This is a genomic window from Paenibacillus sp. FSL W7-1332 (assembly GCF_037969785.1).
In the GTDB taxonomy this organism is placed as follows: Bacteria; Bacillota; Bacilli; order Paenibacillales; family Paenibacillaceae; genus Paenibacillus_AQ.
In genome coordinates, this window is the sequence record NZ_CP150209.1 from 4189479 (window position 1) to 4203014 (window position 13536).

Here is a 13536-nt window from a genome sequence, read left to right on the forward strand (position 1 = left end):
AGACCCTTTTGTGCAAAAATGAACTCAAGTGTTTAAAGTTATGTAGACCGTCAACATACTTTTCATTAAATAACTCCGCGAACTTTTCAATTAAGTAGGTTATATGCACAAATCATGACCACCCGTCCAACGGGTGGTTTGCTCTTGGGGTATAACCCCTTGTTGCCAAACTGCGCCTAAAGACGCTAGCCTGACCATAACTCTGTTCAGGCTCATTGTTATTTGTCACTTTCACTTACCAGTTAAACTGGTTTATTTCTTTTTGCCCCTGTTGCTGTTGAATGGATCTTCGTACTCTTTTACACTCAACTTATCCATGGCTTGATCATGTGCCTCTTGTTCACGAATGTACTTCGCTACTGTTGCTTCATTCAAACCTACTGTACTCACATAATATCCTTCTGCCCAAAATTTTCGATTCCCGTATTTATATTTTAGTTGTGCATGCTTCTCGAAGATCATTAACGAACTTTTCCCCTTTAGATATCCCATGAATGATGAGACTGAAATTTTCGGCGGGATAGCCACCAACATATGGACATGATCGGGCATCATGTGGCCTTCTATAATTTCTACTCCTTTGTACTTACATAAGCGTTTGAAAATTTCTATTAAGTCTCTTCTTACTTGATTATAGATCTCTTTCCGTCTATACTTCGGGGTAAATACAATGTGGTATTTGCACATCCACTTTGTGTGAGCTAGGCTGTAGCTCTTGGTTGCCATTTGAGAACATTCCTTTCTTTGAGCCTGAACATCTCAATTTTATTGGAATGGTCTCAGTGGTCAAACCCTCAATCCCTCCACCCGCATAGCGGGTGGTTTTTTGTTTCGCGCGTTTCACGCACTCAACTGGCTAAAGCCATAAAAAAAGCATGGGCTGCAGGGCCCATGCAAGATTTTGTTCACTTCGCGACTGCCATGTTATATCAATGTCTGTGCATTCTGAAGTAAGTAACGTGCAGCATCGCTATGAACATGTTTGCCGCTCTGTGCTTGAATTTCGTGAATAAAACTGTTCAGTTCACCCTGGTCGAGCTTTTGCCTCAAGCTGTTCGCGATGCCGTTGTTGTCAATCCAGCCGTCCTTCTCAAACCTTGCGACCAGCGCTTTGAGCGATTCTCTAGTCGCCGTCGTTTGGAAATCCACACTGGCTCTCCCCATATTTCCTGCTGAATCGTAAACTGTAAGTTCTAATGAATGACTGCCCACTGGCAATGTAAACAGTGGAATCGTTGCGCCTTGTTCCAGAGGCCGACCGTCAAGCAACAAAGTTGTCTTCTTAGAATCGACGCCGGACAAATCGTCGCTTACATCAAATTGCGGCAATAAGTCCTGATCAATACCGTAGCTTTCTGCTGCCGGATCGCCAAACGTAATAAGAGGGGCCTCTGTATCCAGATTAAATTCAATCATCTTCGCGGGCTCTAGGTTACCCGCATCATCCTTTGATCGATAGTTTATTGTATATTTGTCGTCTTCACTGAATGTAACAGGTCCAGTGTACGGCTGCCATGAACTTCCACCGTCTAAGCTGTATACCGATTCGGTTACTTCCGAGAATGAATCCTCCGCGGCCAACGATAGCGTTACAGGCTGGACATACCAACCGTTATCGCCGTCCGGCTTCTCCGGGGATAATGTCGCCAGCGTGTTTGGCGGAGCCGTATCCTGCGGCTCGAACAGAAGCACGGGCCGGTAAGCTGCATTCGCATGCTCCTTAGAGCCGTAAATCACCCAGCCGGTCGAGCCATAGTTGGTCGTCTGAGCGAGCTGAACGGCGATTGTACGATCACCAGCCATGGCCGCATTCACTTGTGCCGTTACATCCAAGGTTGCCGGCGTCCCCGCAGCCGGGACGGTCCAGCTTCCGATTAGGCTGCCGGCGGCAGGCTTGTTGTTCCATGTCATGCTGCTTTCGGTCCATGCATGATTGCTAACTTCAAAAGCGACGCCTTGTGTGTTGGCAAGTCCGGCACTTGTCGGAACCAGGCGGATTTGCGCGCTTTTGACCTGATCCGGCAGATGAGATAAATCAAATTTCAAATAGGAGTACCTGTGATAACCTGCGTTGGGATCGTTTTTGATAACCAATTGATCGGAAGATCCGAAGTTCGTGTTTGCATAAGACCCGCTGCGTACGTAGACATCGTCGGAAGGCAAGATTGCGTATCCAAGCGTTACGAATAATTCATTGGATGCGGCGCTTTCGTTACCGGCGCCATTAAGTGCTTTTATCGTAAAATAATACGTTGCCCCGTCGGCTAGCCCTGTGACGGTATACTGGTTATTTCCGCTGACTGCGGATATATCCACAGTATTCGTATAGTTGCCGGGCGCTGTCCCGTAATCAATTCGGTATCCTGTTGCTCCTGCGCTTGCGGACCATTTCAGCGCAGCTGAACCGGGTCCTGGCAAGGCTTCGATCAATTGTGGCGCCACTGGCGGCGTCGTTGACCCTGTGCTCAGCTTAGCCAGGAACGTTTTCCCGATCGCTCCCGCCGTATTGACTTCCAATACCGTCGTCGGTGAAAACTGCTTCACTGTAACCCCCGGGTCGAGCCGCAACGCGCCGGTTGTCGCACGGTGAATTTCGACTTCAATAGTCCCTCCGTTTGCTTGGGTCGGATCTGAAACCCCGATTTGCAGCTCATCTCCGCTCTCAACGATGGTGACGGATGATTTCTTATTGCTAGTTAAGTAATCGGCTCCATTCACTTGAACGGTTTCAACCGCATCCTTCCAAAAGTTGGCTCCGACCGCCATTTCATCGCTGGTATCCATAACCGCCTGGACGTTTCCCGTGTTTTTCAAAACCGTAAAGCCCGGGTTCGCCGCATAACCGGCAGCCTCACTCGTTGTCGCCCCCGGATAAACGGCATAGGCATAGGAAGCTTGCACCGGATCGATACCGTGATTCAGCGCAAGGCTGGCGAATTGCGCGGATAGAAGCTTATCGCTTCCATCGGTGTTGATATCCTTCCAGGAGCCGGATCTCGTTTCTCGAAGACCATGGACCGTCGCCCCTCCAGGGAATACGTACGCGATATCCGCTCCGGGTACGCTTCCAGACAGATGCGCCCACTGTACGCCTGTCATCGCCTCCGTCCACCCCGTCGCCGCAGGCTTAACCGTTCCATCAACCGTCAACGTATTCGAACCGTTCTCGTTCAGCTTGCGATTTTCAACGATCGTCTCTACTGATCGACCTCCGGTGCTCGAAATGTCGGATCCGAGCGCTATATATTTGTCGCCGAATAGAAACCATGACTTTTTGCCGGATAACGGAGTACCCGTGTTTTTCGACATCGAAAATTGCATGCCGACCGTACCGTAAGGGCCATCAATCGATGAACCGCCTACCCAATTCGATGTATTGAATTTGAAGCTGAACGAGCCCACGCTCCCCGTAGAGCCGTCCGTAGTCGTTCCCGGTAATCTCACCGGATCAATCGTTGGCCAATAGGCCCCCGAAAACTGCGTCTGGTCCGCATTGTACATGTAGGCTGCGCCTGCGCCTTGCCACCATGGCTTGGTATTTTCGCCGTTGCCGTATTCAAAAGCCGAAATCCGCGTCGAGAACATACCAAGCGCCAGGCCGAAATCAGGCCTTAAGTGTACGGCGCGATCCATCCCTGCGAATACATGGGTATCGATCATATCGCCTGCGGGTTCAACGGATGGATCGCCAAGCAGTGCTTTGATTTTGCCGATGCTGAAAATGGACAGCCCCTCCGTATACCTCGGGAACGTTGTATCCGACATCATTTGGCCTTTGGCAATTTGGCGAACCGTTGCGGCATCCCGAGCGTTCAGGCCGTCGGCCAGCATGACGAGTGAAGCCAGGATTTTCCGTCCCGCCTGGTGATCCTGTGAAGTTTCGCGCGATATCGCACGCCCTCGCACCGTATCCATCATCGCGCCTTTATACAGAAAAGGGCGGTAAGCCTCCGTTACCCAACGAATGACATTCGCGATATTCGGGTCCGTCACATCCCAACTCGAACCGCCTAGAAGATACAGCAGCTTCGCCATATCTTCGAGCAGAACGGCACCGTAGCTTCCTGTATACGCGACATAGTCATGCTGGATAAATGAACCGTCCTCGTAAAAGCCGTCCCTGCTCTGTACATACAACAACACCTGGCTGATCGCGTCACGGCCTTGCGCAATCTTGGCATCCGATTTATTCAGCACGCCGCGCAAAGAGACAATTAGCGCTTTATCAAGCCGATTCGCACCGGTCTCCCGGAGTGAAGGAGAATTTGTGCGATAGGTTGGATCCGGAACGAATTTGTCCAAAGCCTTCGTGTAGTTAGCTTTTTGCGTTGCGGACATTTGATCATAAATCAAGACCATCGCATCCGTCAGATTCATCGGCACGCCGATTTCCCAATCCCACCAATTTCCTGTCTCGCTCTTCGTTTCGTTATATTTGTTCGCATACATCCAGTCCAGGCCACTTAGGATGTCTGCAGCCAGCTGCTTATCCCCTTTGAGGGAAGACCCTGTTGTGGAATAGGCCAGAGCCATTTCCTTCAGCCTTACATAGTTGGATGAGATCGTGCTGGAGACACTCCAATTCGCCAGATCGCTCCACAGATAAGTTCGTCCGGCGTTTGTGTTCATCGCTGACCAGTGCTTGTTCGCGTTGGTTTCGATTTGGCTGATTTTCGCTGCAATTTCCGGGTCCGACGTGTCGATTGCCGTCCCCCCGGTCAAATATACATGCCACCTCTCCCTCAGCAAATCGAACTCGTCTGCAGCGCTTGATGCTTGTATCGGTCCGGTAAACAACAAAATGGGATACAGCATGAAACTGGTGAGAAGAGAAACCACCATGCATTTCCGCCAACGTAAATTCATCACAATACCACCTTCCATCATTCAAATTAGACTGCCAATGGTTAGCCCCAGCATCCTTTTGCATGAATTCCGTCTGTTTCATCACCCCCCTCCCGGCTTTAACGCCATCCGAATGATCCACTTCAGGCTTTAATAACAACGACAATCCTTGTTTTGTTATAAAATATCAACTTGCAAAATACGAGATCGAGAAAAAGCCACATTCAAATCCCCAGGTTGCATGATGCATCACAACAACATTCTCAAAGAACGAGGTAGATTGAATATGGCTCAGTTTGAACGGAAGAATATTCGCAGCTTATTCAGAACATTTTAGGAATTCTATATTGGTGAAGAGAAATTGCGTGGGAAAGGGTAACTTACCGAGCATCCGGCTCATGCAGCGGCAATTCCGCGACAAGCCCGTCGCTTTGGCGGATCCATGTCTCAAACTGTCGCTCATCCGCTCTTAATCGAATGACTCTTGCGCCCGTCGGAAATTTGTCTTTGCGTACACCGTCTACATAACTAACGTAACGAGTAGACCTCCCATAACAAAGACGAATGCCATGCAGTGTCCCGCAGTAATCATTCGAGTGATCATGTCCGACGAACGTGCCCATAACATCGCCCATCTCCACCATGGCGGCGAACAAGCCGGAGTTCAGTTCAGGCGAGCTGATCCATTCGCTGCAGTGGCCCTCGCACACCTTCGTCTTCCACACCTCTTTGTATTCCGGGAGCGGAATATGGAAAAAAGCCAGTGCAGGCAAAGGCTCTCCAACATTTCGCTCGGCTAATTGCCGAGATTCAGATGCATACCATTCGATTTGATCCCGGCGTATCCAATCGTATCCGCCCACCGCATCCATCGGTGAGTAATCACCGCAGTCGAGGAAGAACAACGAAGCTGCCGGCCTTCCCTTGGAATCGTCAACCGTCAGCACATAATTTCCGGCTCCGCTTACGCCCGGTGGATCCGGTTTGGCTACGCAATATTCATGCAGGAGCTGCTCCTCATGCATCCTTTTACGCGATACGCTTCCTTCCGAGTCATGATTGCCAAACACAGCCGCCCATGCTACGCGGTTTTCCTCAGCGACAGCGACCGCGCTGCGGAACGATTGCAGCGGATCTTTACTTCTAGCGCTTGCCGTCAAGTCGCCTGCAAACACAACAAGATCCGGCTGCTCAATCGCAATGATTCTCTCCATCGTCGCCTTCGTCATCGAGTCGAGAAGCGGCGTCTCCGGATCGTGATCCTCAGCGTCAATAAACTCTACATCAGAAAACTGTACAATGACAAACGTTCCATCCTCACGAAACTTCAGCTTTTTCTCCAAGATATACCCGCCCCTTTGTCACATATTCCTTCCAATACCATAACCCGATCAAAACGAATACAGCAGCGCACGCCAAATACATCGATGTCACGCCATACTGCGAGCCGACCACCCAATAAATTAACGTCGGGCCGATCGCCGCCCCTAAATCAGTAGATACGGAATAAGCAGTCATGACTGTAATAACGGAAGTACTCTTCGCAGCGTCAGAAGCCATGGCGTCCATAATGGTGCCAAGCGCAGTGCTTGTGATCATGACAAAAATAACGATAACAATCCATATACCGAGCGGCAGCTGCCACGGAAGTAACGCATAACCCGCTGCCGCACCCGCAAGCGAGAGCATGAATAAAGGCAGCCTTCCTCTCGGCCCATCCGTACGCTGTCCGAACCATCGGGCCAAGAACGGCTCCCAAGCACAGCGAAGCGCTGTCAATACGCCGCCCAACACCGTGCTGCCGATGATCAGACCGAACCACGGGATTCCCTTTGGATAACTCGTATCAATGAGATACGTAAGCGTCGCGCCGAACACGGCGTGCAGCAAGGATATAATTAGTCCGCTTATCACGATTTTCTTTACCTGCAGCGACCATACCGTTTTTGTCTTACCGGGAGGTAATTCCAGTTGATGTGAGCCGGACGCTTTTCCCGGACTTATGGATGCCGCGATCAACGGAAGTCCGGCCAATGCCATCAAACCAAAGATGATCGAGACGGACTGCAGTCCGAGCATGGGTACGAGAAACCCTCCGAACAGCACGCCAACCAGGCTGCCCAGGCGCCACAATCCGTTATACGTTCCCATAAATCGCCCTCGATTGGTATCGTCCGAGTAACGAATGACGGTCAAATATCCGCCCATTCGCATCAAGGACCATGCAATTCCCCACACCGCCCGCAAAGCTATCCAAAGCACGAACCCTTTGAAGACGCCGTATCCTACTGTGGTAAGCGCCGCTAACAACACAGAGATGAACAGACCGGTTCGAAGCGACATGCGATGATACAGCCAGCCAATGACAGGATTAAGGGGCAGCCTTACTAGTCGGTTTACGGACAACAGCACGCCTACCTGCCAAAGGGCGTCCAGTCCCGCTTCCTTCCAATACACGGGGAGGACAATGTACAGCATCGAGTCGCCGAAGAGGGTTAGCGCCGTTACGATACCGACAATCCTAATCTGGCGCTGTTCTATCGCGTTGCTGCTGTCACTCGTCATAGGTCGACGATCAGGCCATCGTAAGCCACCTTAATGCCCGCGGGCTCGAAAGCGCGTTCAAAATCATCATGCAGAAAATCGGAATTGTGTGTAAAGTGAGTCACGTATATAAGAGCGTCACGCCCAAGCGTACCTTCGTCCCGCCATACGCGCTGAACCTCCAGCACACTCTCAATCCCCATATGATTTGGATTTCGCTTATTGTTCGTATAGCTATGCGTGCAATCAAGGATCGCCATATCGATCCTTTTGCGTTGAAGCCATTCCCAAGTATCGTCATGCAGCCATCCGGTGTCATTGCCGTAAAATAGCGTTTTGCCACCTTTTTCTATGTAAAACAGCAAACAAGTTTCCATGGGGTCATGATTCGCAAGCAAAGGGGTGACTCGTGTATCGCCCAATGAAATCGTCTCGAACGGGCGTAATAAATGGAAGGCAAACCTGCCTCCAGCGTCCGGCCCCAGTGCAGTAACGGACTGGCTAATGGCAACATCGTTGCCATATATATGTAAGGGATGATCGATACCGTGCGCAAATCCTTCAACTCGGTTGTACAGATCCGACGGCTGAAAATGGTCGTAATGCGTATGCGTAAACAACAGGTGCTCAACCGCACCCAAGTCGATCCGATCACGGAGCGCCTGCATATGGGAATCTGCAGAATAATCGACCTTGATCAAATTGTCGATCAAAATAGAGCTTCTGGTTCGAATATTTTTTCCTCCAAGCGACCTCGCCTTGCTGCAGGCATCGCAGCGGCAGAACGGGTTTGGAAATCCTTCGGCTGCGGCTGTGCCTAGAAAATGAATCTTCACTGGTTTCTCCTCCTTTTGAAAAGCAATGGTTCATTTCTCGGTTCCTTGATTTGATACAAATAATACCACATATACACAATCAATCACATACATTATTTAATTAGGTGCAACTCTTTTTCTGCCGGAATCTGTTGAGTATAAATACTCTAGTTAATCGATAAACTGTCTGGTCGGAAGAACAGTAGAACTGTGTGAGCCATGTCGGAAAATTAGAAACATACAAACACACACAAATACAACACCATAAGAAGCACCTTCCAAATAAATAAAAAAGATTCCTGGTTCGTGGAAACCAAGAATCGTTCATAGGATTTTTATTATTTGTATACGATTTCGATGCCGTTCTTGCGAAATTGTTCAACGATATCCCGGTCGATTTTGGAATCCGTCACAAACCGTTCGACTTCCGCTGCCCCGCATACTTTGATAAATGAATTTTGCCCGAACTTGCTGCTGTCTGCGAGGGCGATGCAGCGCTTTGCGTTCGCGAGCATTATTTTTTTCACTTGAATTTCGCCGACTCCGTAATCTGTAATCCCTGCTTCCAACGTAACCCCGCTCATACTCATAAAGAACAGATCCGCATGGAAGCGTGATGAAAACTCCTCCGCCAAATCTCCGATGATGCTTTGCTCTTCATGACGAATTACGCCCCCGGTCATAATCACCGTATATCCTGGCATCGAAACCAGTTCGTTGACGATCGGAAGCGAGTTCGTAATCACGGTTAATCGATCGAACTTGGCTTTCAGCGCCTTCGCAATCTGGGTGTTTGTCGTACTGGGATCAAGCGCGATGGACATCCCTTCGGTCACATAACGTACCGCGATTTGAGAAAGCTCCGCCTTCTCTTCCATATATATCGATTCGCGGATCGGCAGCGGGATTTCGCGGCTATAGTCGGGCTCCTTCAGAATCGCCCCGCCGTGCACCCGCCGCAGGTAGCCTTCGCTTTCTAAATATTCCAGATCACGTCTGATCGTCTCAAACGAAACTCCGAAATGCTCCATGAGCTCCGACGCTCGGATCGATTTGTCCTGATTCAGTTTCTGAATAATGATTTGATGCCGCTGCTCAGCAAACAACTGCTCCACTCCTTACTTGCCTAAACTTCTTATTTAGAAGTTTACCATAAAAAGCATCTAATCCTCCTGTTCTACCTTTTCTGGAGTCAAATTTGGCGAATTTAGGGATGATAATAACTCCCCGATTTATATGCCAGCGTAATATGACTTGGGCAACTGGCCTTTTAATGCTTAAGGGCAATCTCAACGAGAACCGGAATAAAAAAGTCCCATCATAAGCGCTTGATGGGACTTTCCATTGTAAATTTAGCAATATAACTTACATATCGTTCTTACCAGCTTTATGGACCGGATACAAACCGGTTATTTTACTACAGACTCTTTGAACATCTCAATTAGACTGGTGAAGCTATCGCCAGCATGTCCTTTAGCAACACCGCGCTTGAAGACTTCCAGAACAGCGGTTGGCAGAGAAGGATCTATACCTGCTTCTTTAGATGTTTGAACCACGTGCTCGACACTCGCCAAACCCATAGCAAGTTTTTCCACGTCACCGTGGTGCTTGCCCGTATCGATCCTGTAGGTGTAGAACTCAAGTAACTTCGGCAGAGATGACAAGGTGTCCGAGATATATGGCAGGAATTGTTCAGCCGTGATTCCATTCGCTCCCGCTATTGCAACAGCATGAAGATAGCTAAGCATGGTGGTCCAGAAGACATCGATCTGTATCTGGTAGTACAGCATGGCAAGCCCTGCGTCCTCACCCTTATAGTCTGTGCCTGTTAGTACATCCAGGAATTTCTTTTGCGACTCGAAGATTTCCCTAGGGCCGCTATAGAGTGTGACGGATTCTGTAGTATTACCGATACCAGGAGGTGAAGCCAATACACCGCCGGTGAGATGCCGGGCGTTGCGTTCAGCCAACCACTTCGACGCTTCACGGACCTTGTCTGGGGTATCTGAACTCAAGTTGACGATCACTTTGCCGGATAAATACTCCGAAATCGGTTCGAGAATAGCGTACATCGCATTATAGTCTGTTAGACTAATGATGATCAATTTGTTAGAGGCTACCGCCTCTTTGACCGTGGGCGCCTTAGTGGCACCCTTTGCCAAAAGCTCGTCGGCTTTGCTTGAAGTTCGATTCCACACGGTCACCCTATAGTCGTTATCCAAATAAACGCTCGCTATCGCCCTGCCCATAGGTCCTAGCCCGATGACCGTCACTGATGAGTCCTTCCCATTATCTTTTTCAGTTCCAATTCGAACTGACTTGTTGATGTTCTCACGTTCGTTATTGGTTTTCATTAGAATAACTCCTTTAGAAGGATAGCCAACCGAGAGGGTTGACTTGATATGGTTAACGTTATCGATCTTCACTGCTATCGCGATCAGGTCATTTGCTCTTTTAAAAGCTCGGTGACGGCAGAGAAATCATCATCAGGAAAGCCAGCAGCGACGCGTCGATCCATCAGAGACTGAATGGGGTCAAGCAGCTCCGTACTGATTCCTTGATCTTTGCTGGCCTGCCGAATATTCCTGAAACCAACTTGCTGCATAGCAAGTTTGGCTGAGACCCCAACCGAGAACTCTCTTGTGTCGAACTGGCGTGCGAGGTTAGGGATGATACCGGTAATGGCGGTGAGGTAGGGAATCAGGAGCCCGGACGAGAAATCTTGTGCCTTAACGCCCTCAGTGCCAACAACCGCGATGGCATGCATGGCACCGCCGAGCATACCGTACATCGCCCCATTCATGGCTAAATCAAGCAGGGAGGCCAATCCGGCATCTGCACCAACGTAATTGGCGGCTCCCATGACATCTAGCAACTTCTTGTTGGTGTCAAAGGATTTCTTGTCTCCTCCGCTATAGAGGATGAAGGCTGCCTCGGTTCCGATGATTTGCGGTACGGCCATGATACCCGCATCGATATAATCGTAACCTCTTTCCTTCGCCCATTTGGCGGTACTGCGAGCCTGCATAGGTGTGCCATTCGTGAGGTTGAACACAACACGATCCTTAAGTATATCACCCAGAGGATCGAGGATTTCATGCACGGCATCATAATCCAGAACACATACGATCACGACGGGGCTTGCCTGCACGGCTTCAGCAGGTGTGGCGGCAAGTACAGCTCCTTGCTTCACCAAGGTATCTGCCTTCGCTGCCGTACGGTTCCATACCGTCGTAGGATATCCGTTCCGCAAATAAACGCCAGCTAATGCCTGGCCCATCTCGCCAAGACCAATGACGGTCACAGGCGAGCGTTCTTCTCTCTTGCTTTGATCGTAACTCATTGTGTAAATGCCCCTCCCTATTATCAATGAAATATCGACTTACCCTGAACAAATTGGAGTAGAATATCGTTCAATCTAGGCGGTTACGAACTTTATTCTAGACCTTAACACTAGCGTCAAGGTCAATAGTGATCTTGCGCCCGGTCTGAGTATCCTGTTTGTTATCATAATTGCTACACTTTTATAAAAGTTGATTGGTTCATGATCTTTCAAGCCGAGCACTCAGGTTTTTGTAAATTTTGGAGAGTTATATATAAAACAAAAAAAACCGCATTTTATGCGGCTTTCAATGTCTATATCCTCTACATACCATTTTAGTCATATAGATTCATTCATCAGTCGGTTAACACATAGTTAAAATTAAAATCCATCCAGACCTATTTTACAAATAGCTTCATTAACTGGACGTAAATCGGATTTATCATGTAGCCAGTCGGGTTAACGGAATATCTTTTACCCGTGTCTAGCTGCCGGATTCGGTCCATTTCTTCCTCGCTTAGGTCAAAATCGAAATCTTTTAAAATCTTCAAATGATGAGAAACGGCTGGACGAGATAGATGAGTATTCAACCTGATCTCTCCCACTCGCATACCGGGATTTTGCGGTCCCTCTATCAATGTTTTAAGGATAGCTTGTCTTGTTTCATCACCGATGGCGATCAGAACCTTTTGGTTGTTTTTGAACTCCATGTCGCATTCACGAAAGACTTGACCATCATTCATCTCATATCGCCGTGAGCCCCTCTTTTTTCCGTAAAAAAGTACAGTAATGCCAGGATCGGAAATAGAACGCCAACCCACATCGCCGCTTTCCAGCCGCCCATGGCGTACGCCCAACCCCCGGCTGCGGAGCCAATGGCTCCACCCGCAAAAAAGATCGCCATATACATGCCGTTCAACCGACTGCGAACCTCAGCTCCCAAAGCGAAAATCGCTCGCTGTCCCAACACCATATTGGCGGACACACCCATGTCGAGCAGAATAGCAGCAATTACTAGGATAACGATAGAAAATATAGAACCTCCAGGAAACATAATCGGCAAAAGACCCGATAGAATCACCAGCGCGATGGACAATCCCGTTGCCGAACGTATCAGGCCTTTATCTGCAAAGCGGCCAGCAATAGGAGCCGCCGCCGCACCAGAAACGCCTGCCAAAGCGAAAAGTGCTACACCTGTTGAAGAAAAATGAAACACCGGACTCGTTAAAACGAGCGGAACCGTTGTCCAGAACAGACTAAACATGCCGAACAAAAACGCGTGATACAGTGCGCGGCGCCGCAGAATCGGCGTTGTCTTGAGCAGATGCAGCATGGATGAGATGATAACCGGATATTTGTCCTTCGTTTGCGGCTGCCTTGCCGGAAGGACTTTTGCCAATACAAGAGCCAGTACCAAGAGCATAGCGGAGGAAATCATAAAGATGGCATGCCAGCCGAAATATGTATCTACCATACTCGAAACCGGACGGGCCAGCATAATACCCAATAACAAACCGCTCATTACGTTGCCTACATTACGTCCACGCGTCTCCTCAGGGGAAAGATGCGCCGCATATGGAACTAGGATCTGGGCCGCAACGGCCCCGACACCTATAAACAAGGAAGCGGCAAGAAACAGAGCCGCACTTCGGGCTTCAGCCGCGATGATCAAAACAATAGACGTCAGAATCAGCAGCATAACCACCAATTTGCGGTTTTCAAGCAAATCCCCCAAAGGGACGATAAATAACAAGCCGATCCCGTAACCGATTTGGGTCAGCGTCACGATCAACCCTGCGGCTTCCGAAGATAACCCAATGGCCGAACTAATCGAATCAATTAAAGGTTGAGTATAGTAAAGATTTGCAGCGATCAACCCACAGGCAACAGCAAGAATCAGCGTAATCCCAGTTGATACGGATTTCTCCACTCTTTCCTTTTCGTTTTCAGACATTGATAAACACTCCTTTTTTATGAATTATTGCGTTATATTACAGGAACGTTCGTTCC

9 protein-coding genes and 1 pseudogene are annotated in these 13536 nt (G+C 49.0%); all 10 read right to left on the bottom strand.

Annotation, left to right across the window (positions count from 1 at the left end; translation table 11 throughout):
- Positions 1–252 precede the first annotated feature (252 nt).
- Positions 253–726, bottom strand: a complete 474-nt coding sequence (tnpA, locus tag MKX98_RS18705; RefSeq protein WP_339217207.1) for an IS200/IS605 family transposase — start codon at positions 724–726, stop codon at positions 253–255.
- Between the two features lie 198 nt (positions 727–924).
- A complete protein-coding gene (locus MKX98_RS18710) occupies positions 925–4866 on the bottom strand; it encodes a polysaccharide lyase family 8 super-sandwich domain-containing protein (protein WP_339217744.1) in 3942 nt (1313 codons plus the stop codon).
- Positions 4867–5225: 359 nt separating this feature from the next.
- Positions 5226–6188 (bottom strand): metallophosphoesterase family protein, encoded by a 963-nt coding sequence (locus tag MKX98_RS18715; RefSeq protein ID WP_339217746.1) that lies wholly within the window; start codon positions 6186–6188, stop codon positions 5226–5228.
- Positions 6163–7410, bottom strand: a complete 1248-nt coding sequence (locus tag MKX98_RS18720; RefSeq protein ID WP_339217748.1) for an MFS transporter — start codon at positions 7408–7410, stop codon at positions 6163–6165. Before MKX98_RS18720 ends, MKX98_RS18715 begins: the two co-directional genes overlap by 26 nt.
- Entirely contained in the window at positions 7407–8225 is an 819-nt protein-coding gene (locus MKX98_RS18725) for an MBL fold metallo-hydrolase (protein ID WP_339217750.1), read from the bottom strand. The genes MKX98_RS18720 and MKX98_RS18725 overlap by 4 nt, the downstream gene beginning before the upstream one ends.
- Positions 8226–8542: 317 nt before the next feature.
- On the bottom strand, positions 8543–9310 hold the full coding sequence (locus tag MKX98_RS18730; RefSeq protein ID WP_194544835.1) for a DeoR/GlpR family DNA-binding transcription regulator: 768 nt from the start codon (positions 9308–9310) through the stop codon (positions 8543–8545).
- Between the two features lie 303 nt (positions 9311–9613).
- Complete coding sequence (locus tag MKX98_RS18735) at positions 9614–10558, bottom strand: NAD(P)-binding domain-containing protein (RefSeq protein ID WP_194543096.1); 945 nt, start codon at positions 10556–10558, stop codon at positions 9614–9616.
- An 83-nt stretch (positions 10559–10641) separates the two neighbouring features.
- Positions 10642–11547 (bottom strand): NAD(P)-binding domain-containing protein, encoded by a 906-nt coding sequence (locus MKX98_RS18740; RefSeq protein WP_194543097.1) that lies wholly within the window; start codon positions 11545–11547, stop codon positions 10642–10644.
- A gap of 512 nt (positions 11548–12059) precedes the next feature.
- Positions 12060–12269: pseudogene (locus MKX98_RS18745) on the bottom strand (ArsR family transcriptional regulator); the annotation flags it as partial.
- Entirely contained in the window at positions 12266–13480 is a 1215-nt protein-coding gene (locus MKX98_RS18750; RefSeq protein WP_339217757.1) for an MFS transporter, read from the bottom strand. The gene MKX98_RS18750 and the pseudogene MKX98_RS18745, both read right to left, overlap by 4 nt.
- Positions 13481–13536: the final 56 nt, after the last annotated feature.

What these genes read in the sequence shown, in the direction of transcription:
- MKX98_RS18720 (WP_339217748.1), bottom strand. Translation starts at nt 7,410, where the DNA reads ATGACGAGTGACAGCAGCAACGCGATAGAACAGCGCCAGATTAGGATT.
- MKX98_RS18710 (WP_339217744.1), bottom strand. Translation starts at nt 4,866, where the DNA reads ATGAATTTACGTTGGCGGAAATGCATGGTGGTTTCTCTTCTCACCAGT.
- MKX98_RS18740 (WP_194543097.1), bottom strand. Translation starts at nt 11,547, where the DNA reads ATGAGTTACGATCAAAGCAAGAGAGAAGAACGCTCGCCTGTGACCGTC.
- MKX98_RS18735 (WP_194543096.1), bottom strand. Translation starts at nt 10,558, where the DNA reads ATGAAAACCAATAACGAACGTGAGAACATCAACAAGTCAGTTCGAATT.
- tnpA (WP_339217207.1), bottom strand. Translation starts at nt 726, where the DNA reads ATGGCAACCAAGAGCTACAGCCTAGCTCACACAAAGTGGATGTGCAAA.
- MKX98_RS18750 (WP_339217757.1), bottom strand. Translation starts at nt 13,480, where the DNA reads ATGTCTGAAAACGAAAAGGAAAGAGTGGAGAAATCCGTATCAACTGGG.